Source organism: Vibrio wakamikoensis (genome assembly GCF_050337275.1).
In the GTDB taxonomy this organism is placed as follows: domain Bacteria; phylum Pseudomonadota; class Gammaproteobacteria; order Enterobacterales; family Vibrionaceae; genus Vibrio; species Vibrio chaetopteri.
Window position 1 is genome coordinate 72,449 of record NZ_JAKJST010000016.1, and the last position, 23,809, is coordinate 96,257.

Annotated in this window: 17 protein-coding genes; 10 read left to right on the forward strand and 7 right to left on the reverse strand. The window is 46.3% G+C overall.

Annotated elements, in window-relative coordinates:
- Positions 1-144 precede the first annotated feature (144 nt).
- On the reverse strand, positions 145-1,923 hold the full coding sequence (gene aspS / locus L4C42_RS07545) for an aspartate--tRNA ligase (protein ID WP_353496552.1): 1,779 nt from the start codon (positions 1,921-1,923) through the stop codon (positions 145-147).
- A gap of 268 nt (positions 1,924-2,191) precedes the next feature.
- Between aspS and L4C42_RS07550 the strand changes: the two genes are divergently transcribed.
- The 8 genes from L4C42_RS07550 (at position 2,192) to L4C42_RS07585 (ending at position 13,246) form a co-directional block, all read left to right on the forward strand.
- Positions 2,192-3,070: a DUF72 domain-containing protein gene (locus L4C42_RS07550; RefSeq protein WP_418642089.1), complete on the forward strand. Its 879-nt coding sequence runs from the start codon at positions 2,192-2,194 to the stop codon at positions 3,068-3,070.
- 118 nt (positions 3,071-3,188) lie between these two features.
- A complete protein-coding gene (gene cmoA / locus L4C42_RS07555) occupies positions 3,189-3,917 on the forward strand; it encodes a carboxy-S-adenosyl-L-methionine synthase CmoA (RefSeq protein ID WP_353496554.1) in 729 nt (242 codons plus the stop codon).
- Positions 3,918-3,988: 71 nt separating this feature from the next.
- Entirely contained in the window at positions 3,989-4,966 is a 978-nt protein-coding gene (gene cmoB, locus L4C42_RS07560; protein WP_353496555.1) for a tRNA 5-methoxyuridine(34)/uridine 5-oxyacetic acid(34) synthase CmoB, read from the forward strand.
- A gap of 156 nt (positions 4,967-5,122) precedes the next feature.
- Positions 5,123-5,857: an ATP-dependent zinc protease family protein gene (locus L4C42_RS07565; RefSeq protein ID WP_418642087.1), complete on the forward strand. Its 735-nt coding sequence runs from the start codon at positions 5,123-5,125 to the stop codon at positions 5,855-5,857.
- Between the two features lie 55 nt (positions 5,858-5,912).
- Positions 5,913-7,418, forward strand: a complete 1,506-nt coding sequence (locus tag L4C42_RS07570) for an inactive transglutaminase family protein (protein ID WP_353496557.1) — start codon at positions 5,913-5,915, stop codon at positions 7,416-7,418.
- Positions 7,419-7,421: 3 nt separating this feature from the next.
- The gene (locus L4C42_RS07575) at positions 7,422-8,396 is read left to right on the forward strand and encodes an alpha-L-glutamate ligase-like protein (RefSeq protein WP_353496558.1); all 975 of its coding nucleotides are present in this window, start codon (positions 7,422-7,424) and stop codon (positions 8,394-8,396) included.
- A 566-nt stretch (positions 8,397-8,962) separates the two neighbouring features.
- Entirely contained in the window at positions 8,963-10,108 is a 1,146-nt protein-coding gene (locus L4C42_RS07580; protein WP_353496559.1) for an efflux RND transporter periplasmic adaptor subunit, read from the forward strand.
- Between the two features lie 3 nt (positions 10,109-10,111).
- On the forward strand, positions 10,112-13,246 hold the full coding sequence (locus L4C42_RS07585; protein ID WP_429759977.1) for an efflux RND transporter permease subunit: 3,135 nt from the start codon (positions 10,112-10,114) through the stop codon (positions 13,244-13,246).
- A 101-nt stretch (positions 13,247-13,347) separates the two neighbouring features.
- Here the strand turns inward: L4C42_RS07585 and L4C42_RS07590 are convergent, their stop codons facing one another.
- Complete coding sequence (locus tag L4C42_RS07590) at positions 13,348-15,465, reverse strand: methyl-accepting chemotaxis protein (RefSeq protein ID WP_353496561.1); 2,118 nt, start codon at positions 15,463-15,465, stop codon at positions 13,348-13,350.
- Between the two features lie 200 nt (positions 15,466-15,665).
- Between L4C42_RS07590 and xthA the strand changes: the two genes are divergently transcribed.
- A complete protein-coding gene (gene xthA / locus L4C42_RS07595; protein ID WP_353496562.1) occupies positions 15,666-16,472 on the forward strand; it encodes an exodeoxyribonuclease III in 807 nt (268 codons plus the stop codon).
- A 99-nt stretch (positions 16,473-16,571) separates the two neighbouring features.
- Here xthA and L4C42_RS07600 read toward each other — a convergent pair whose 3' ends face one another.
- The 5 genes from L4C42_RS07600 to L4C42_RS07620 form a co-directional block, all read right to left on the reverse strand.
- Positions 16,572-17,255, reverse strand: coding sequence for an ABC transporter permease (locus tag L4C42_RS07600; protein WP_353496563.1), 684 nt, complete (start codon positions 17,253-17,255; stop codon positions 16,572-16,574).
- 3 nt (positions 17,256-17,258) lie between these two features.
- The gene (locus tag L4C42_RS07605; protein ID WP_353496564.1) at positions 17,259-17,999 is read right to left on the reverse strand and encodes an ABC transporter permease; all 741 of its coding nucleotides are present in this window, start codon (positions 17,997-17,999) and stop codon (positions 17,259-17,261) included.
- A gap of 120 nt (positions 18,000-18,119) precedes the next feature.
- Positions 18,120-18,890, reverse strand: a complete 771-nt coding sequence (locus tag L4C42_RS07610) for an ABC transporter substrate-binding protein (RefSeq protein ID WP_353496565.1) — start codon at positions 18,888-18,890, stop codon at positions 18,120-18,122.
- 88 nt (positions 18,891-18,978) lie between these two features.
- Positions 18,979-19,749, reverse strand: a complete 771-nt coding sequence (locus tag L4C42_RS07615) for an ABC transporter ATP-binding protein (RefSeq protein WP_042501899.1) — start codon at positions 19,747-19,749, stop codon at positions 18,979-18,981.
- A 441-nt stretch (positions 19,750-20,190) separates the two neighbouring features.
- Entirely contained in the window at positions 20,191-21,651 is a 1,461-nt protein-coding gene (locus L4C42_RS07620; protein WP_418642083.1) for a flagellar sheath protein A, read from the reverse strand.
- 428 nt (positions 21,652-22,079) lie between these two features.
- On the opposite strand from L4C42_RS07620, the gene L4C42_RS07625 reads away from it, so the two are divergent.
- Positions 22,080-23,627, forward strand: coding sequence for a DUF3360 family protein (locus L4C42_RS07625; RefSeq protein ID WP_353496568.1), 1,548 nt, complete (start codon positions 22,080-22,082; stop codon positions 23,625-23,627).
- Positions 23,628-23,809: the final 182 nt, after the last annotated feature.

Sequence of the window (23,809 nt, forward strand, 5' to 3'; positions counted from 1 at the left end):
TAAGGGGGAGTTAGAGGGGGTGCTTTTGGCTTTTTCGCTTTATTTTGATCAATTAAGCAGGACAAGAGCACCCCTCCCAGCCTCCCCTTAGTAAAGGGAGGAGCTAACAGGCTCGCTGCGCATCGCCGCAACACACGAGAAAGATTAAGCGTCTTTCTTCTCTTTCGCAGCCGTTACTGCAATCGCTAGCTCTTCAAGTGCTGCTGGGTTTGCTGCGCTTGGTGCGTCTGTTAGTAGACATGCTGCTGCGGTTGTTTTCGGGAATGCGATAACGTCACGGATGTTCTCTGTACCACAAAGTAGCATCACTAGACGGTCAAGGCCAAATGCTAGACCTGCGTGCGGTGGTGTACCGAACTTCAGTGCGTCTAGTAGGAATCCGAACTTCTCACGTTGCTCTTCTGCATCGATACCAAGAATCTCGAATACCGCTGCTTGCATTTCTGCGTTGTGGATACGAACGCTGCCGCCGCCGACTTCATAGCCGTTTAGAACCATGTCGTATGCGTTAGAGTTTGCAGCTGCTGGATTCGCTTTTAGCTCTTCCGCCGTCATGCCAAGAGGAGACGTGAATGGGTGGTGCATTGCGTGCAGGTTACCCTCGCCATCTTCTTCGAACATTGGGAAGTCAACAACCCATAGTGGAGCCCACATAGACTCGTCCGTAAGCTCAAGATCTTTACCAATCTTAAGACGTAGCGCGCCCATTGCTTCTGCAACTGTGTTTGCTTTGTCTGCACCGAATAGGATGATGTCGCCAGATTCTGCGTCCGTACGCTCAAGAATACCGTTGATCACATCGATGTTTAGGAACTTAGCGACTGGAGATTGGATACCTTCCATGCCAGCAGCACGGTCGTTAACCTTCATCCATGCTAGACCTTTCGCGCCGTAGATACCTACGTACTCAGCATAGCTGTCGATTTGCTTACGAGTCAGTTTAGCGCCGCCTGGTACACGGATAACCGCTACGCGACCTTTCTCGTCGTTTGCAGGACCAGAGAACACTTTGAACTCAACGTCTTTCAACAGATCAGCAACGTCCACTAGCTCTAGTGGGTTACGTAGATCTGGCTTGTCGCTACCGAAACGACGAATCGCTTCAGAGAATGGCATCACTGGGAACTGACCTAGGTCTACGTTCAGCAGCTCTTGCCACATGTCGCGAACCATTTTTTCAGTCACTTCACGTACTTGGTCAGCCGACATGAATGATGTTTCGATATCGATCTGAGTGAATTCTGGTTGACGGTCAGCACGCAAGTCTTCATCACGGAAACACTTTACGATTTGGTAGTAGCGATCAAAGCCAGACATCATCAGCAGCTGTTTGAATAGCTGTGGAGACTGTGGAAGTGCGTAGAACGAACCTTTGTGCACGCGGCTTGGTACTAGGTAGTCACGAGCACCTTCTGGCGTCGCTTTCGTTAGTACTGGCGTTTCGATGTCTAGGAAGCCGTTGTCATCTAGGAAACGACGAACAAAGCTTGATGCTTTAGCGCGCAGTTTAATACGATCGCTCATCTCTGGGCGACGTAGATCGATATAACGGTACTTCAGACGTTGCTCTTCAGTGTTCGTTTGGTTGAAGTCTAGAGGTAGCACGTCGCTACGGTTGATGATTTCAAGACCTTTTGCAAGGATCTCAACTTCACCTGTTGCCATGTCTTTGTTTACTTGGCTCTCTGGACGTACACGAACTTCACCAGTTAGCTTGATGCAGAATTCGTTACGAAGTTGGTTCGCTACTTCATAAGCATCCGCCATATCTGGATCAACAACAACCTGAACGATACCTTCACGATCTCGCATATCGATAAAGATAAGACCGCCTAAATCACGACGACGGTTTACCCAGCCGCACAGTTCTACAGTTTGTCCTGCAAGGGACTTGTTCAGGTGACCACAGTAATGGCTACGCATAATGAATTTCCCAATTTCCGATTGTTTATATGAAAACGTTTATATGAAATCTATATTGTGGGTGATGGCGTGAAAAGTCGCCAATACTAAATCCACCCACAAAATCAAAGGTTCATTTATACTCGGAAAATCGTCTAAAATCGACCTAATTTGATAGAATTGTTGTGTTTAATTGCCTGTTGCTAAGCTAGAACACTTGAAACGGACAAAATATCAACAAATCCTATTCCTTAGTGGCTTTTGTTGACTTGCATTGAAAGGATGAGAAATGAGTGAACCGACATTGCGACTTGGATTAACCATGTGGTCTCACAATGACTGGCAGCACTCTTTCTACGGAAAAGGTACTAAACCTGGGGAACGCTTAGAGCGCTACGCGTCTGTATTTGATACGGTCGAAGGCAACACAACGTTTTACGCCACACCAAGCGCGAAGACTGTCACCAGTTGGAATGATTCTACCTCTGATGATTTCCGCTTTACCTTTAAACTTCCGAAATCGATTACTCATGGACGAATGCTCAACCAATGCCAAGATGAGCTTACTGCGTTCTTGCAGGTCATGGCACCTTTGCACCACAAAGTGGGTATGTGGACCATTCAACTGCCAAGTAAGTTTTCACCTGCCGATCTCCCTGCCCTGCAAGCGTTATGCAACAAGTTTCCATCTGAAATGAAGCTTGGAGTTGAAGTGAGACATTTAGGCTTTTTCAATAAATCCGAACAAGAGCGAGTCTTCAACCAATGGCTCATGGAGCATCACATCGACCGCATTATTATGGACTCTCGCCCCGTTTTTTCCGCAGCGCCTACCACCGCAGCGGTTATTGATGCTCACGACAAAAAGCCCAAAGTGCCAGTGCATGCTATTGCCACCGCGGATCATCCAATGATCCGCTTTATTGGCCACCCTGATATGGAAGCTAACTTGGCGTTTTTTAAACCCTGGGAGAAGAAACTGGAACAATGGATTGAACAAGGTAAGCAGCCCTATTTGATGATCCACACGCCTGACAATGTGGAAGCACCGGAACTGGCAATCAAGCTATATAAGGAGCTCAAAGCGTCACTAGCCGGCAACATTACTTTAAGCGATAAACCGACCTTTCCTTGTCTTCGAGATGACCATCAAATCTCCATGTTTTAGTCGCTCAAAAACCCTACGACACTGCCTGTAAAAGCAATAATGACATTTCAGGTTAAATGACGTAAAATGCGCGCCTTTTTTATTGCGTCCGTCCGAATCGGCAATGGGGAATCTTAACATGCAGAATAAAGATACTATTTTCTCTGCTCCTATCGACAGAATTGGTGATTTCACCTTTGATGAACGAGTAGCAGAAGTCTTTCCAGATATGATCCAGCGTAGCGTACCTGGCTACAGCAACATTATTTCTGCAATTGGTATGTTGGCAGAGCGATTTGCTAAGCCACACTCCACTATTTACGATTTGGGTTGTTCACTTGGCGCGGCAACGCTATCCATGCGCCGTAACATCAGCCAAGAAGGCTGCCAGATCATTGCCGTTGATAACTCATCAGCGATGGTTGAGCGCTGTAAGTTGCACGTCAACGCCTACCGCTCAGACACGCCAGTTGCTGTTGTCGAGGCAGACATTCGCGATATTGAAATCAAAGATGCCTCTGTTGTGGTACTTAACTTTACCCTACAGTTTCTATCGCCAGACGATCGCCGGACGCTGCTTGAAAAAATCTACGCTGGTCTGCGCCCGGGCGGCATTTTAATTCTGTCTGAGAAGTATGTGTTTGAAGATGAGAACTCAAACGAGCTCCTTATCGACCTGCATCATGACTTCAAACGCGCTAACGGCTACAGCGAACTGGAAATCAGTCAAAAGCGCAGTGCGATTGAAAATGTGATGCGTCCTGATTCAATCACAATGCACAAAGAGCGCTTTAAAGAGATCGGTTTCACCAGCTACGAAGTCTGGTTCCAATGCTTTAACTTCGGATCTATGTTCGCCATTAAGTAGTCTGCAATCTATAAATAACCTGCATACTATTTTTACCCTAGCTATTGTCACCCATTATTGTTGAGAGTTTCATGTTTAACTTTGCTAACTTTTATCAGCTCATCGCTCAAGATACCAAACTTCAGCCTTGGCTTAACATCCTGCCACAGCAACTCACCGACTGGCAGAATGCCGAGCACGGTGATTTTGACCGCTGGTTGCGTGCGCTCGCGAAGATTCCAACCGGTCAACCTGATAATGTTGAACTGAAATCGGAAGTGTCACTCGCGAACAATGAACCGCTTGCGATGGGTGAAATGAAGAAGCTAGAGAACCTGCTGCGCACCTTCCACCCGTGGCGTAAAGGCCCATATCGCGTTCACGATATTCATATCGACACCGAGTGGCGCTCTGACTGGAAGTGGGATCGCGTATTGCCGCACATTTCCCCACTTAAAAACCGTTCAGTATTGGATGTGGGCTGCGGCAATGGTTACCACATGTGGCGCATGCTAGGTGAAGGCGCGCGTCTTTGTGTGGGTATCGACCCTTCACATCTATTCCTAGTGCAGTTTGAAGCAATTCGTAAGCTGATGGGCGACGACCAGCGCACGCACCTTTTACCATTAGGTATCGAGCAGCTTCCGGAACTTCGAGCATTTGATACGGTATTTAGCATGGGTGTTTTGTACCACCGCCGCTCTCCTCTTGATCATCTGATCCAATTGAAGAACCAGTTGGTCGCGGGCGGTGAGCTCGTATTAGAGACCTTAGTTATCGACGGTGATGAAAATGCCGTGCTTGTCCCCGTCGATCGCTACGCGCAAATGCGTAATGTGTACTTCTTCCCATCTGCGCGCGCGCTAAAAGTATGGTTAGAAAAAGTTGGCTTTGTGAATGTTCGTATTGTAGATGAAAACGTTACCTCTACAGAGGAGCAGCGTACCACAGGTTGGATGACACATAATTCACTCCCTGAATACTTAGATCCTAACGACCCAAGCAAAACTGTCGAAGGGTATCCAGCACCTAGACGCGCTGTGTTAGTCGCTGAAAACCCAAACAAATAGTCTCAATCTTTGAGAAATTGTTGCCAAATACAGCAACTTTGACCGAGCTTTTATAAGTCTGACGCAGCTCTGACAATAGGGAGTATCGCACTCCCTATTGGTTACGATAAAATCCCTAGCCTTCCAGTTCCATTTTATTGTTTTTTAGGGTTTAAGATGTATAAACGCTTGGCATCTCTTGTCGCCATCGGCCTACTTTCGGGTTGTTCTACAGTCAATCACCAAGAACTTCATCAAAACACCATCAGCGCAATTCAAGAATCTGAAGCGCGCCTCGACAACAAACTGACTAACCTTACACTGCAGTTAAGCAACAACGCTGACTACATTGATAGCTTAGAAACCGAAGTCATCGCACTCACTAAAGAAGTCGAAGCTTTGAAGCAGGCACAACTTGGCGAAGAACAAGCTGAAAAGCAAAATAAGCCACTGCCAATTATCGCTCCTAAATCCTCCTCTTCTACTCCTGTTGTTTTAGGCTCCGTCGAACAAGTCCACCTCGATATACTCGACCGCAGTTTTGATGCGCGTGTGGATACCGGCGCGGTGACTTCTTCACTCAGTGCATCGGATATTCAAGCATTCGAAAGAGATGGTAAGCAGTGGGTAAAATTCAAACTTCTTGATGATAAGTCCCGCAAAGAAAATGATCGCTGGATAGAAGCGCCAGTAATTCGATATGTGAAAATTCGTCAGTCAACCAGTGAAAAAATGGAACGTAGAGCGGTGGTTGAACTTTGGATCCGTGTTGGAAAAATCCATGAAAAAGCTCAATTTACACTGGCAGATCGCTCACAAATGACCCACCCTATATTACTAGGAAGAGAATTTATCAAAGATATTGCTTTAGTTGATGTAAGTCAGCAATATATACTTTCATCTAACAAGTAGTTTTCTTTAAAATAACACCTCCTTCAGGGAAGCAATTACAATAATAAGGTTGTTTATGACTTCACGTATTCCATTTTTCCTATCTGTAGGATTACTCATTGCAGCGGGTATCGCGCTGAGTGTCATCAGACACGATACCTACGGCGTACCATGGACTCCAGGCGAAACTCGCCAAGTATGGGACATTGAGGCTCGTGTCGAGTTTAATGCAATTGGTAAACCGGCCAAGGTTTCACTCGCAGCACCATACACTCAAGAAGGATTCACACTTATTGGCGAATCAGCCTCTTCTCCAGGTTACGGTGTCTCATATGTCGATTCTGATGCAGGTCGCCGTGCAGAGTGGTCAATCCGCGAGGCACAAGGTCCGCAAACCATCTACTACAAAACCCAATTTCTTGTGGACGACCAAGCGCTGGCAAGCTCTACTCCTCCAGCGGAAGACGTGATTAAGCCAACCTTTGATGGCCCAGAAGAAGCCGCAGCTGTTGCCCTGATGGATCGCGCTCAATCTCGCTCCTCTGACAACATCACCTTCACACGCGAGCTTATCAAAGCACTGAACGATGGTGATAGCCAAAACTCTGCACTTATTCTTAACAACATGACCAAACTTCAAGCCGCTGCAAAACTGCTGGCGTTTGCTGAAGTACCAAGCAAGGTTGTGGGCGTTATCGAACTGGAAGATGGTCGTCGACGTCAATCTATTCAACAAATGTTGAGTGTGTGGGACGGTGCTAAGTGGCAAATCTTCTCTCCAGAATCCACAGAAGGTAAAAAACAAGCCAATCTGCTTGTTTGGGACGAATCTAACGTATCGCTACTTGATGTTGTTGGCGGTAAAGACAGTAAAGTTCACTTCACTATGATCGCTCAAGAGGTATCTCCTCAAGAAGCAACGAACAGTAAAGTGGATTCTGACGGTCTGTTGAACTTCTCAATTCATAGCCTGCCTCTTGAAGAGCAAGCCATGTTTAAAACCATCATGCTGATTCCAATCGGCGCGCTGATTGTCGTGTTCCTACGTATTCTGATTGGTCTAAAGACCTCTGGTACCTTCATGCCGGTACTGATTGCGGTGGCGTTCGTACAAACTCAGCTAGTAACCGGTATTGTTGGTTTCCTATTGATTGTCGGTACGGGTCTGGTAATTCGTAGCTATCTATCCAAGCTCAATCTGTTGCTCGTCGCTCGGATATCCGCGGTAATCATTACCGTAATCTTGATTATCTCTGTCTTTACGGTTGTCGCATTTAAGATTGGTCTGACAGAAGGTCTATCCATTACCTTCTTCCCAATGATTATCCTTTCTTGGACAATCGAACGTATGTCTATCCTTTGGGAAGAAGAGGGAGCGAAGGAAGTTGTGTTGCAAGGTGGTGGTTCGCTACTCACCGCGGTACTTGTCTACCTAGCGATGACCAACCCTTACATTCAGCACCTAACGTTTAACTTTATCGGTCTGCAGCTGGTTATCCTTGGCGGTATCTTGCTACTAGGTACTTACACAGGTTACCGACTCACTGAACTGCGTCGCTTTAAACCACTGACGGAGGACTAATCTATGCTTGGAAAGCTAACCAGTCCTTTTAAGCTTCGTGATCGCGGCATCATGGGTATGAACCAACGTAACCATGGTTATATCGGTAAATACAACGACCGCTCAAAGTATCCACTTGTGGATGACAAGCTAAAAACCAAAATCATTGCAGAGAAAGCTGGCGCGACAACGCCAGCTCTAATCGGCGTCGTTAACAACCAAGCGGAAGCAAAACACATCCATGCTATGGTTAAAGATTGGCCCGGCTTTGTGATTAAGCCAGCGCAAGGCAGTGGTGGTAAAGGCATTTTGGTGATAGTGAGCCACAAGGATGGCGTTTACACTAAGCCCTCTGGTGCGACAATTAACAAAGAAGATGTTGAGCGTCACATCAGTAACACTCTTGCAGGTCTGTTCTCACTTGGTGGTAAGAACGATGTTGCCGTGGTTGAAAACCTGATTAAGTTTGACGACTGCTTTGATGGCTTTAGTTATGAAGGTGTGCCAGACGTTCGTATTATTGTATTCCAGGGCTACCCTGTTATGGCGATGATGCGTTTGTCTACTTCAGCCTCTGACGGCAAAGCGAACCTTCACCAAGGCGCTGTCGGTGTAGGTATCGACATTGCGACCGGCAAAGCAGTGCGTGCGGTACAGTTTGACCGCCCTGTCACCCTTCACCCTGATACAGGCAAAGAGCTTGCAACACTCGCCGTTCCTCATTGGAAACGACTGCTCACGCTTGCCTCTAGCGCGTATGAAATGACAGGCCTAGGTTACATGGGAACGGACATGGTTCTCGATAAAGAAGAAGGTCCAATGGTACTTGAGCTTAACGCGCGTCCAGGACTTGCGATTCAAATTGCTAACGGCTGTGGTATTTTACCAAGGCTACAGCACATCGAGTCATTGGGTACGCCAAATCCCTTTGAATATCCTAGTCCAGAAGAACGTGTCGAGTACGCAGCGAAAATGTTCGGTCACGCCGAAGACGCTTAAATGAACTCGTCAATCTGCTCGTCAATCTGAAAGCATCTACAAAGCGCTCCTCACCCTGAGCGCTTTGTTTTTTCTATAAAGTGCTCTCAAAAACCTTGTCCTAAAACATTAGCCACTTCTAAACCCTGGCGATCAAGCTCACACTTTCCATTCGCCCCCTCAAAACTATTCCAAACGATTCAAATAGAAATATAAATCAATTAATTCAGTTGGTTAGCCAAATTAAGTCAAAAATACCAAAACCATTCACATTCACCACTTCAATTCCAGCTTTTATAAAACCTCTCATCGCAACGACATTACCACGACAATTCAGACACTTAACTAACAATTAGACTGTTTTAGTACTGCGTATCTCCTTAACATCCGTGTCGTGACGTTTTTTCGATATAAATTGATATTTGTATCATTTCACTCAGTGGTTTAGGTCTTTGCGTCTAGGATGCTCGCGCCTAAATGATGCAATAGAACCATCACTGTTTCGCAAACTTCGGGGGCTATAGCCAAAAGCGGTGCTCATCAATCGCCCACTTTTACTGCCCCGGGTTTGCACGTCGGAGATCTTTATGACCAAAACCGCAATAAGCACCGCCCTCTCGCTTTCACTTCTTTTTCTTTCTGGATGTGGTGCTGAACAAAATACCGATTTACTGCCGTCTTCTGTTGAAGTCAGCACCGTCGCTGTCACTCAAAGCGATGTGTTTCCAACGACTGAATATGTTGGCCGAACTCGTGCTCCTGAAGATGTACAAATTCGCCCATTGGTTTCTGGTCGATTGATCACCAAAGCGGTCGCGGAAGGTGCGGACGTGAAAAAAGGTGAGCTTTTATACGAACTCGACCCACAGCCATTTCAAGTACGTTTAAATGCCGCCAAAGCCGAGCTTGCTAAAACAAAAGCGAAAATGCTCCAGGCGCAGCGCACACTGCAGCGCGCCGTCAAGCTTTATAAAGAAGGCTCTCTTTCTCCTCTTGAGTTCGAAGAAGTCGAGCTAGAAGAAACCACTTCCATTGCTGCATTTGAGATCGCTAAATCTGAGTTCGATAACGCGCAGCTTGAACTGAACTGGACCAAGATCTACAGCCCTATCGATGGCCGTGTCAGCAATTCTGTTTACAGCATCGGTGACATTGTGACACCAGAAGGCCAACCACTGACGACAGTGGTTAAGCTCGATACCACTTGGGTGAATATCGCAGTAAACGAAACCTCGGGTCTTGCTGAGTTTCAAGAAGCCATGCTACTTGATGAAAAACACGCTAGCGACTTTGAAGTGCACTTGAAACTCGCGAACGGTGCAACCTATCCATACCTTGGCCAAGTCGGCTTCGTCGATAACCGTGTGGACGTTGAAACCGGCACCATCACGGTTCGCCTTAATTTCCCGAACCCGGACTTACTGCTACTGCCAGGCCAATACGTCACTGTTGAAGTCGTCGATGACTCACTCACGCCACTGTCTGTACCAAGCGAATCGGTTCAGTTCGACCAAGGAGGTCACTTTGTCTATGTTGTCGATAGCAAAAACCTTATCGAAAAGCGCTATATCAAGTGGTACCAGCAACTAGACGCAGTTTTCCTTGTAGAATCTGGTGTCGAAGCGGGAGAGCAGGTTGTAAGCGAAGGTTTGCAAAAAATAAAACCTGGCTCAAGCGTATCTACCAACATTACTGATAGCTCGACTGTAGCTAGCGCAACAACTGAGGGCTAACGCATGGTTGAGTATTTCATTCGTCGCCCTAAGTTTGCCATTGTACTGAGCATCATCATGACCATTATTGGTCTAATTGCGCTGCTCAAGGCACCGGTCGAACAGTACCCTAACGTTGCCCCACCGGAGATCGAAGTCTCCACCGAATTTACCGGAGCAAACGCCGAAGTACTGCGTGACACGGTTGCAACTGAAATTGAGAAAGAAGTCAACGGTGTAGAGGGCATGATATACATGCGCTCTAAATCTGCCAGTGATGGAAACTACATTCTCACAGTTGCGTTCGAAGTGGGCTTTGATGCTGACAAAGCGCAAATTCTAGTTCAGAACCGCGTTAACCGCGCTATGGCAAAACTTCCGGAGGAAGTGAAACGCTCTGGTGTTAAAGTTGAAAAGACCGCGTCTAACATCATGATGGCTGTGATGGTGCACTCACCTGACCAATCCAAAGATGGCCTGTTCCTCAACAACTACGCCAACATGAACATCAAAGACGAGCTGGCACGTGTTAATGGCGTGTCTAAGGTTCGCAATATTGGTGACATGGAATACGCAATGCGTATTTGGCTCGATCCACTGAAGATGGCAAGTCTTGGCATTGTGCCAGAAGACGTCGCTAGTGCGATTGGTGAGCAAAACGTGATTCGCCCTGCAGGTAGCGTTGGCGCAGCGCCTTACGCCACTGAAACTTCACCGTTCCAAATGGTGGTGCGCACAGAAGGCCGCCTTCGCCATGAACAGCAATTTGAAGACATTGTCGTCAAAGCCGATACCTCAGGTAAGCTGGTTCGCATCTCCGACCTTGGACGCGTAGAGCTTGGCTCACAACAGTACATTGTAAAAGCGATGTACGACCAATCGGATGCTGCCTTACTCGCCATCTATCAAGCGCCTGGCGCCAACGCACTAGAGATATCGGAAGGCATTTACGCCAAGATGGAAGAGCTCAAATCGCGCTTCCCCCAAGGTATTGATTACCAAATTCCATATAACCAAACCGAGTTTGTTAAAGTATCCATCGCCGAAGTTATGGAAACGCTTGTGATTGCCATTATCTTGGTGACCGCAGTGACTTACATTTTTCTACAAGATTGGCGTACGACTATCATCCCTGTGATTGCCATTCCTGTTTCGGTTATTGCGACATTTGCGGTTATGCAAGCGATGGGCATGTCAATGAACATGCTAACACTGCTGGGCTTGGTACTTTCTATTGGTGCAGTGGTGGATGCTGCGATAATCGTCGTGGAAAACGTTGAGCGCTTGATGGCAGTAGAAGATCTTTCTGCCATGGATGCCACTATCAAAGCGATGCAAGAAGTCACAGGGCCTATCCTGGCCTCTGCCTTAGTGCTGTTCGCGGTATTTGGTCCCGTGACTATGATGCCAGGACTGACTGGTCAGCTTTATCAGCAGTTTGGTATTACGCTTTCGGTCTCGATTGCGATTTCTACTGTCAACGCTCTTACGTTGACGCCTGCACTTGCCGCAATTTTGATGCGTCCGGGCGGTCCCAAACCGGGCAAATGGTTGCAAGCCTTCAACAAATATTTAGATAAGGCAACGGCAGGGCTTGGTAACACCGTCACGCTGATGATTAAGCGACTCACACTTAGCATGATTGGCTTTGGCGTAATGATCATTGCCATTGTGCTTATGGGCTATAAGATGCCAAGCGGCTTCTTACCCGATGAGGACTCCGGCAACTTCTTTGTCAATATTGAGCTGCCTCAAGCAGCTTCACTGGCGCGTACCGAGCAGATCACCCGTGATGCCATTGAGATGGTTCTTCAAGAACAAGGCGTAGCAAGCGTGGTATCTGCGCCGGGCTTTAGCTTGCTTGGCAACGCAGCGGCGTCGAACTCTGCAATGATGATCGTTAATCTCGACCACTGGTCTGAGCGTACCGATGCCAACTTGCACATGAAAGCCATCATGGGACGAGTACAGGACAAGCTCAACCAAATCAAAAATGCCGATATCATTAGCTTCTTCGCGCCGCCAATTCCCGCGCTTGGTATGAACTCTGGCTTCGAAATGCGCCTTGAAGATACCTTGGGACGCTCTCCTGCAGAGCTTGCCGCTGTAGGCGATGAATTAATGGCGAAAGCGATAGCACATCCAGCTATTGATTTTACTTACACCATGTTCCGCGCTAACACGCCACAAGTTGAGGTAAAGCTGAAACGAGATAAAATCAAATCGACCAATGTGGATTTGCAATCAGTCTACATGACGCTTCAAACCTACCTTGGTGGTTTGTATGTGAACGATTTCACTGAGTTTGGTCGTAACTATAAGGTGTTCTTGCAGTCGGAAGCACAAAGCCGCTCAGACAGCAGTGACATCTCGAGCTACTACGTGCGCTCAAACGATGGAAAAATGGTGCCGCTCAACTCGCTTATCGAGATCAGCAATGTGCTAGGTGCTGAAGCGGTAGAGCGTTTCAACCTCTACAGTTCATTGATGATTAATGGTGTCGCAGCACCAGGATACAGCTCAGGTCAGGCAGTGGCGGCAATGGCAAGTATTGCGGATAGCTCCTTACCTAGTGGTTACAAGTACGATTGGTCCGGCTTAACCTATCAAGAGCAAAAAGCAGGCAACGCAGCACCGATTATGTTTGGTATGGCGATGCTGTTTACCTTCCTGTTCTTGGTGGCGCAATATGAGTCATGGGTGACGCCACTGGCGATTATTCTTTGCGTGCCGACCGCCGTTTTTGGCGCTCTGTTCCACACTTGGATTATGGGCGGTGACATCAATATCTACACCCAAGTAGGCTTGGTACTCATGGTTGGTATGGCAAGTCGAAATGCGATATTGATTGTCGAATTTGCCAAAGAGCTACGTGAAACTCAGGGTGTGTCGATTGTCGATGCTGCCGTCTCTGCGACTAAACTGCGTTTTCGTGCGGTGTTGATGACGGCCTTCTCATTCATTCTAGGCGTTGTGCCTTTGGTGATTGCGACCGGTGCCGGTGACGGTGCTCGCCGCGCGGTGGGCTACAGTACTTTTGGCGGCATGCTGGCTGCAACAGTACTGGGCTGCTTGGTTGTGCCTGTTGTGTGGGTCATGCTTCAGCGCATGCGAGAGCGATTTGGCAAAGTGAACATCGCAGCCGAGAAAGTCGCCTAACCAAAAGAGCTGATTGAAGATTCCCCTACTTTCAATCACGAAAAAGGCGCACTCTTGAGAAGTGCGCCTTTTGTGTTTTGATTGTCCCGCTCTGAGTTGTTTTACACTTTGAACTGATTCATCAGTGATTGCTGCGTATCCGACAGCGTATTGATCTCTTGCCCCACCTTTTCGGCTTCACCGGCGTTTTCAAGGATCTTCGCGCTCAAATCACGAATGTTACTCACGTTCTGGTTCACTTCACTCGATACGGATTGTTGCTCTTCTGCTGCGCGAACAATTTGTGAGTTCATGTCGTTGATAGCAGAGATCGACTCAAAAATGCGGCTCAGTGCGGATACCGCTTGCTGAACATGATTTGATGTTGAGTCCGCAAGGTTAGAGCTCTCTTGCATAGCCGCAACCACATCTGCCGTGCCTTTTTGAACGCGTTCGATGACTTGCTGAATTTCACCTACCGAGTCTTGTGTACGACTCGCAAGGCTACGAACCTCATCAGCAACAACAGCAAAACCACGACCCTGCTCACCAGCACGCGCAGCTTCGATAGCAGCATTAAGTGCAAGTAGGTTGGTTTGTTCAGAAATGCCTTCAATCACCGCCAAAATCTCGGTGATATTGGCGTTATTTTTGGCAAGCTCTTCCACTACTGGCACAGTCACTTTCATCTGCTCAACCAAGCGAACCATTTCACTCGCTGATAGCTCCGCCACTTCTTGACCTTGACTTGCCGATTCATTGGCTGTTGATGCCGCTTCTACCGCCACTTCCGCATTTTGAACCACCAACGCGGCTGTTTGCGTCATCTCTTCTGATGCGGTTGCGACTAGGTCTACTTCGCGAAACTGCGCTTCACTGCTCTCTCTTGTTGCGATTGCGGTTTGGTTCGCTGATTCAGCAGTGCCACTGATTTTCTCCGTGGTCACGGCCACTTGCTGGATTGTGATTTGCAGTTTGGCTAGAAACGCATTGAATTGTTTCGCTAGTTGGCCAATTTCGTCTTGTGATTTCACATCCAAACGTTGGGTAAGATCGCCTTCACCGCTGGCAATATCCTCTAGGCGGACAACCACTTCACGAATTGGCTTCACCAGACGCGATGACATTACGCTAATAATGATTAAGCCAACGAGAACGAAACCTGTCCCGACGATGACCTCAAATACAATACCATCACTTAACTGCTGAGAAATAATGCTATCTAGAGTAATCGCATCGTGAAGGACGCTATCACGTGGCATATCAAAGAATACACCCCAAGTTTGGTTGGCAATACTTACTGGGCTAAACACAGTTAACCATTGATTGTCAGCACTCCATAGTGTCTCAGCTTGCTCACCAAACATTAGGTCAGTAATTTGGTCTGCGCTTAGTACCTGACTTTGGTAACGAGAGCCTGCCGCGATATCTGTATTGTCACTGGCAATGACGCTTTCATCTAAGCTGATAATGTTGACGTGACCGCTGCCATTAAACAGACTGGAATCCGAATCAAGCACCGTTTTCGCCAGCTGAGTTAGCTGTAAATCAATACCTAAAAAGCCAATCACTTGGTTATCAACGTCAATAGGCAGTGACAAAGAAGAAGTCAGATGCTGGGCTTCACCAACTTGGGTAAGCCTAGGTGTGCTCACACACGCAGCGCCACTTGCTAATGGGCAGTAAAAACGCTCGGCATTTTCCATCGCGTTTTGAATCTGTTTAGTTAGCACCGTACGGACTGCGTTTTCACCCGTTGCAGCAATTTGCCAATACGTCGCAAACTGACCGATTTCGTTGGAACCTACGTAATCGGCTCCCTCATAGTTGCTGTCCTCGCCGTCGAGTTGATTTGGCTTAAATACCAAGTACGCGCCTTGTATGGAGGGAAACTGAATCACGGCCTGACGTACCATCTCATCCAGTGCCACTCGCAAGTCTTCACTTGGCAAGAAGTTCTCTTCGGCGTTGAACTTTTGAAACTTGGCGTTCGCAATCAGCATTTCGGCTCGGTAGACCGCTTCATCGAAGTAGGCTTTTACTTCGCGAGCGTTGATCTCAGCTTGCGCTTCTAACAGTGCCTGAGATTTCTCAGAAACTGACTGTGAGCTCATAGCTTGAATCGACTGCTGGCTATTAACGGCGTTATAAAGTGAAAAGCCAATTAAGGCGATAGAGGTGAACAGCAAGCATAAGCCTGCTAGTACCGTGATTTTCCACTGCACGGAGAGAGTTCGCATAGTACATCCTTTTTGCAAACGGGGAGCATGTATTGTTTTTGTATCGACCGAGGGTCTTATTTATTGAGCGTTTTATTACAGCATTTTTACATCTTTAGCTCAACCTAGATATTGCTGTCTTTAAAGTAATTCGATGGATGTGTTTGAGCCAGAATGCTAGTATTTTGCTTTCGATTCAAAAATCACAGGATTAGTGAGAAATGAAAGTCATCAGCTTTAATATCAATGGTCTGCGCGCAAGACTGCATCAACTGCAAGCCCTAATTGACAAGCATCAGCCAGATGTCATCGGTCTTCAAGAAATCAAAGTTCACGATGAAGCCTTCCCAGTCGAAGCCGTTGAAGAGATGGGCTACAAAGTTTACTTTCACGGTCAAAAAGCACACTACGGTGTGGCTATGCTTTGCAAGAAAGAGCCTATTTCGGTGCAAAAAGGTTTTCCAACCGATAACGAAGACCATCAGAAGCGTATGATCATGGCGACGTTTGAGGATGAGAATGGAGAGAAAGTCACGGTACTTAACGGTTACTTCCCTCAAGGTGACAACATCGCACACGAGACGAAATACCCGTACAAGCGTGAGTTCTACCAAGATTTGATGACTTACCTTAACGGGTACCACAACAATGACGAGCAAGTCATCGTGATGGGTGACATTAACATCAGCCCAATCGATCTTGATATTGGTATCGGTGAGCCTAACCGTAAGCGTTGGCTGAAAACAGGCAAGTGTTCATTCCAACCGGAAGAGCGTAAGTGGCTAAAAACGCTACTTGATTGGGGCTTCGTGGACACCTTCCGTCAACTTCACCCAGATGCTGACGACAAGTTCTCATGGTTTGATTACCGCTCTCGCGGATTTGATGACAATCGCGGTCTTCGCATTGATGTAGTTTTAGCAACACCAAGCCTCGCAGCAAAGTGTGTGGAAGCGGACATCGATTACGAGCTACGCGGCATTGAAAAGCCGTCTGATCACGCGCCGATTTGGTCTACCTTCTCGTAATTTGCCGTTTAGCCGAATAAAGAAAGTATAAAGGGGGCGATATCCAATGATATCGCCCCCTTTCTTTTGTCTTAACGCTGACTCTTTTTGGCTTAAGTGCTACTGAGAGCCAAGCGGCCTCATATACGCCAAGAAACGTTTTTCAGCCTTCTTAAAGCACCACAGAATAATAAACGTCAGTGCCATATAGAACATACCCGCCGCCAAGAACGACTCAAATGGCGCGTAGTAACGAGAGTTCACCAAACGAGCAGCCCCCGTTAGATCCATAATGGTCACGATACCAGCCACGGCGGATCCGTGAAGCATAAAGATCACTTCGTTACTGTAAGCAGGAAGTGCACGTCTTAATGCCGATGGCAAAATGATACGGCAATATGTTTTCCAAGTGCTCATGCCATATGCCTTTGCCGCTTCAACTTCACCACGTGGCAAGCCGTTGATGGCACCACGGATAATTTCCGCGGTATAAGCAGAAGTATTAAGCACAAATGCCACCAGCGCGCAGAACCAGGCATGCTCCCAAAGGGTATCTTTCACTGGGAAAAATTGATCCATACCGTAATAAATCAGGTAAAGCTGAACCAGCAGCGGTGTGCCACGGAAGAAGTAGATAAAGCCCCATGAAGGCAAACTTAACAAGTAATTGTCGCTGTTACGTGCTATCGCAAGTGGGATGGCAACACACAAGCCAATGACAAGTGCTGATAGCACCAGCCAAACTGTGGTCCAAAGGCCATCAAAATAGATAGGCAAGCTGTCGATAATCAGAGAAAAGTCCATAGCCTACCTCACGTGAATACTAAATTTGCGCTCAACCAATTTGAGAAATCCGGTAGAGACACTTGTGAAGATTAAGAAGATGATGGCAACGGCCATGTAGAACGTAAACGGCATCTTCGTGGTACCGGCCGCGAGCGAACTCACACGCACCATGTCTTCAAGACCAATGATCGAGACTAGCGCCGTGGTTTTAAGTAGTACCAGCCAGTTGTTACCAAAACCTGGTAAGGCATGGCGAATCATCTGCGGTAGTAGAATGCGTCGAAAAGCCAGTGTGGAGCTCATGCCATAGGCTTTTGCTGCTTCCAGTTCACCTTTGTCCACAGCCATGATCGCACCGCGGAAGGTTTCTGCCATGTAGGCGCCAAAAATGAAGCCAATAGTCAGAACGCCGGCGATGAAAGGCGACACATCAATATAATCTGGAAGATACGATGTCCACTCATGGTTAGGGTCGCTTGAAGCAAACCACTCATTCAACCACTCGTTTGTCGCATACAAACTGTTGTTGAGAAGAATTTGTCCGCCGAAGAAAATCAGCATCATAAGTACGAGGTCTGGAATGCCTCGGATGATAGTCGTGTAAAGGGTCGCAATCGCACGCGCCCATTTGTAAGGTGCCATCTTAGCAAGCGCACCTAACATACCCAGCACCATAGCGAGAATCAGTGACAATAATGCCACTTCTATGGTGAGTACGGCCCCTTTTAGTATTGAGGCTTCATATCCTTGTAAATCGAGCATAGTTCCTTCCAACAGCACAGCAAAATTGTTGGTCAGTCTTACCAAAAGGCCTGTGACTCGCCCTTTAGTAAAAAGGGCTTGAGACTAGCTCAAGCCCTCGTCTTTTGTTAAACAGTCTGATTATTGACCGTAAACATCGTAGTTGAAGTACTTAGATGCAATCTCGTCGTACTTACCGCTAGCGCGTAGAGAAGTGATTGCAGCGTCAAGTTGCTTCGTTAGGTCTTTGTCTTGCTTACGTACCGCAATACCCATACCTTCACCGAACCACTTAGCGTCAGTTAGAGATGGACCTACGAACTCATAAGCTTCACCGCCATCTTTGTTGATCACGCCTTCTTCTAGAGCAGAGGCGTCACCCAATACCGCGACGATACGACCGTTAGCAAGGTCTAGGTAAGCTTCGTCAAATGAACCGTAACGTACGATTTCTACTTGATCGCCATAGTTGTCTGTTAGGTACTTGTCGTGCGTTGTTGCACGTTGTACACCAATTTTCGCGCCGCTAAGGTTGTCGAAGTTAAGACCTGCGCCTTTTTTAGCAATGAATTTGTTCGGGATTTGAGCGTATTTACCAGTGAAGTCAATTTTCTTCTTACGCTCTTCAGTAATAGACATCGCAGCAATGATTGCGTCGTATTTACGAGCAAGTAGTGAAGGAATGATGCCATCCCAATCTTGAGGAACGATAACACACTTCGCTTTTAGCTCTTCACAAAGCGCGTTAGCCATATCAACGTCGAAACCTTTTAAAGAACCATCGGCTTCAGTCCAGCTAAATGGAGGATACGCACCTTCGATACCAAAGCGCACAGTTTTCCATTCCTTAGCTTGTGCTACTCCAGTTGCAGCTGTTGCAGCCAGTGCTGCTACCATTAACCACTTTTTCATTTCCATACTCCTGTGATTGAAATTTTTGTTTTTGTGTTGTGTTTTTATCGATTTTTCTGGGTCTTAGCCCAGAGGGCCATCTTCTATATTAGTAGATAGATGAAATAAATTGTTGTAGACGCTCTGATTCTGGGTTGGTGAACAGTTTTGCTGGGTCGCCCTGCTCTTCTACTCGGCCTTGGTGCAAGAACATCACGTGGTTAGATACGTCACGAGCAAACGCCATTTCGTGTGTTACTACGAGCATGGTTCTGCCTTCTTCCGCCAGATCTTGCATAACGCCTAAGACTTCACCGACCAATTCAGGGTCAAGAGCCGAGGTTGGCTCATCGAACAGCATTACCTCTGGCTCTACCGCCAATGCACGCGCAATCGCTGCACGTTGCTGCTGACCACCAGAAAGGTGTCCTGGATAGTAATCACGGCGCTCATAAAGCCCTACTTTCTTCAGAAGTAGTTCTGCATTTTCGATAGCTTGCGCTTTTGGTACACCCAAAACGTGGATTGGCGCTTCAATGATGTTCTCAAGAACGGTCATGTGCGACCAAAGATTGAAACCCTGAAAAACCATCGCCAAGCGAGAACGGATTCGCTGAACTTGTTTTTCATTAGCAGGAAGTGACTCGCCCTGACGGTTTTTCTTCATTTGGATCAATTCACCATTAACCCAAATTTCACCCTCTGTTGGTGTTTCCAGTAGGTTGATACAACGTAGAAAGGTGCTCTTCCCGGAGCCTGATGAGCCAATAATTGAGATGACATCACCTTTATGTGCAGCAAGGGAAATCCCTTTTAAAACTTCATTTTGACCAAAGGTCTTGTGCAGTTCTTTTATGTCCAGCGCGGGTACTTCATTCATGCGCTTGTGCTCCCTGTATATTATTGACTGCTAAGCCTATTTGCTAGGCAAAGGTACTCCGACCTTTTATTTATTCGATACAAGCTAGCACTAGAAAGTATAACTTGCAACAAACTATTAACCTGTATTTGTTGACTACGCAGGCATTGTATCTGACAAATTATGCAAATTGAAGTTTTTATCGCTGGAAAATGTGAATAAAGTTTACTGAAAGCTGCACATTTAGTCATTGGTGATTTTTTGTTCTTTTGTGCATTTTATTGCATCTTTGTTACAAGGGTGAGCTAGATTTTAGTTAAATCCTCTAATTGAAAGTTATTTAATAGTGAATAAGACCAACTTATAGGTCATTAGTAAATAGAATGAGCTAGTTGAGTTTTTTGATAGTTAGATCAAAAAAGCCCTCTCATGGTGAGAGGGCTTAAAAAACACTGCTAACTATTAGTTGTCGTAACGATGTAGATAGTACGATCTTGTTTGCGCTATATTGTTCAACGTGTATCTCATGTCTTGTAATGATTTCACAATGCTCATATTGTCATTGTCTACATTACCATCACCACCATGTCTAAATGCCGTCATAAAGTCTGAAAGAGCCATGTCCTTATCGTTTTCAGTAAACAAATAAGACTGTGAGATCTTAGATGAGGAAGTAATTCTCAGACTATCTGCCACACTACTGCTGAATTCACTTAGGTCAAGCTGAGGAATTTTAACTGTTGGAGATACGTGAGTATAAACAGCATGCTTAACTAGATAACCACCTTGACCTTGCTCATAGGCAATACGTTGAAGACCTTTTTCTGTATCTACTGCAATACTGGTTCGTACATCTACAGTTTCATTCGAAACTGTTGGTTTCGCGTCGTTAGCATTGTTAGACATAAACAGTCCTTCGTCATCGATAGAGATCGACCACGTTGTGCTAATGACATCCTGGTAGCTTGCTTCCCAGCCTGCAGCAGCAATGGAGCCACTCATACTATAAGCCCACGTTTCGCCAAGCCTTTCATCGGGATGATAATAAACAGCTTGGTTACCACTCACTGGCAGTTCAGCAAGTTCATACATAAAGTTATTGTAAATGGCGTTCAAGTCTATCACGGGTGTTGTACTAACAATCTGTGACTTAGATGTATCCACAGTACCAAGATTACCAGTGAACTTCATGCTATTCCCATTCCAACCATCAAAGCCATATTGGAACAGCTGGCTACGATCAGTAGTACGATACTGACTGATCATCGTGCTTTCATTTCTAACGCCTTCAATCGAGTCCAACGTATTATTGGTGCTCGTAATAGTCTCTAACTGTGAATCAAAGTAAAGCTGGATGTTTGGATTACCTGTTGCGGCCTCATCATTGGTATAAGCAAGGTTGGTAACTGTCGTTGGGGTGTCATTGCCTCCTGTCAAACATGAACCTTGTGAAGCAGGATTACGAACTGATAAATAAGTGCTTCTCATACTCGAATCAGAACTAAGCACTTCTTTTGAAAACGACTGTGCAAATACTTGATTGCCATATTGCTCTTGTAGGGTCACGTAACCATCGTCAGGAATACTTTCCAATGCAACCTTGAGCTTGCCATTTGTAGCTGAAACTTCAGAACCAATCTGATTTCCTTCTGCATCTGAGTAAACAGCCTTAAGGAATGCATCCAACGAACTGCCAATAGCGTAGTAGTTCAATGCCTTATTCTCGCCATTGTCTTCGCGAAGATCGTAAACCGTACAACTTGAAGAAGGGTTATAAACAACTTCTGCTGATTTATAAAAGCTAAATGTATAATAGGTATAACTTGGCCCTGGTGGTGTTGAACTACCACCACCACCGCCACCACAGCCAACCATGACTCCTGAAATTGCTGCGACGAGTGGCAACATTATTGCTTTTTTCATAGTTACATTCCTAATTCATATCCTGGCGGCAAAGTGTTGCCACTCTCTCTCATATGCTGTCAGTGTCGCAAACTCTGTGCCAAGTTTTTCTAGCGGCGATAAAACGTGCAATTCACTTTATGAATGTAATTGGAATGTAGGGAAAGTTACTGAAAGTCAGTTACGGAGATTGTTAATAAAGTGCGCCAATTCAAACAACTGTTGTAGTTTTCTTTCACATTTTTTCTTAAAGTGATCAAGATCAATCAAGGCGTTAGTGTTGCTTGTTAGACTCGGCAGCATTGATATAGCACGAATTATTCACCCGACTTTTAGAATGTTGTCTATCCTTAGCACGTTAACCACGTGTACCTCCTAGCCGAGGCGAACGGTGAATTGAGTTCGCATATCAAGCCAAACGACTAACTTTATATATAAATGAGGAATCTATGTCAGACGCAGTTAACAAAGCGCATTCTGATTCGGATATCGAGACTAAGAGCTATCAAGAGCTTCACCGTCCAGCATCTGAGTTTGCCAGCCGCTCTGAATACCTAGACCACGAACTTCAAATCATGAAACCGCGCCGCTTTGGTCTTAACCTACCAGGCCGCGACTTCCGCTTTGAACTCGAAGATTTGGTACCTGCTCTAGCTGGTACTATCGGCATTATCGCAATGTACTCAGCGGTAATGATGTCATGGGCAGACGGTCTAACCGCCGCTTGGGATCACGTAAACCTTGGCAAAGAATTTGCCATCGAGGTAGCTCGTGTTGAAATGCTGATCCCAGCGTTATTGTTCTGTATTCTCGCATCAGGTTTCATCAACCCACGTGCCAACCTTGCAGGTAACCATGGCCCGATGATTCCGCTTATCGGTTCTATCGCGCTTGCCGGTGCTCACCCTCTTGCTCTTGCTATTCTTCTTGGTGTGTTCGGTCTGCTACTTAGCTACTTTAAAGGTGGTTCTAAGCTGGTTAACCTCACCTCTCAAGGTACTGCAGGTGGCCTCTTAATCTTCCTAGGCTTTACCGGTACTATGAGCCAAATCGGTTCAATCCAAGAGTGGGCTGTAAGTCTTCAGTCTGCGGACATTGAAGCTGGCAGCATGGGTTACATTGGTCTAATCGTATTAGGCATCAACATTGCTGTTTACGCATACCTTGCAAAAATCAACATGCGTTGGTTGGCAATTCCAGTATGTGCGGTAACGGGTCTACTTCTTGCGCTTGGTCTAGGTGCAGGCTTCGACTTAACGTTTGAAACGGAAATGGGCCTACCTAACCTTAACCCAGTTTACTGGTGGGGCAGCACAGAAGAGGGTTGGATGCTAGGTCTTCCTAACCTACAACACTTCATTGCCTCTCTACCGTTTGCGATTCTTGCTGTAGCGATGTGGTCTCCTGACTTCCTAGGTCACCGTATCTTCCAAGAGCTGAACTACCCACGTAAAACTGAAAAAGTTCTTATGGACGTTGATGACACTATGACTATGTGTTCTGTGCGTCAGATGGTTGGTACGGCAGTGGGTGGTGGTAACATCACGTCTTCTTGGGGTACTTACATGATCCCAGCTGCTATCGCTAAGCGTCCTATTCCAGGCGGTGCGATCCTTCTTGGTTCACTATGTATCATCGTGGCAATCCTTGGTTTCCCAATGGACGTTGCGGTATGGCCACCAGTAATGCGTATTGCTCTTCTGGTAGGTGTATTCCTTCCGCTACTAGAAGCGGGCATGCAGATGGTTAAAGAGACTAAAGATTCTCAAGCTGCGGGTATCTGTATCTTTGCATCGGTAGTTGCAAACCCAGTACTAGCATGGGCTCTGACCATGTTCCTAGATAATAATGGCTTGATCGGTGACAAAGAGCGTGCTTCTCGTCTATCTTTTGTAGATAAGATTGTCATCCCAGTCGGTGTATTTGTAATCTGTCTAGTAGCAATGCTTGCTGTAGGTATGCTAGAAGGCCAGTACGGTATTCCAGCTTTCCTATAATATCTAGTTGATTATTTGGGCAGTAACATTCACTGCCCAAATTTTTATCACAGTTTTTTAAGATTTATTGATTTAGTTTAAGTTTTACAATTTATTTTTAGTGTAGGCTTGATTTTAGCGTCAGGAATGACAATATCTATAACCATACTAACCACAAGTGGTTATACGATATTTTTATTCAA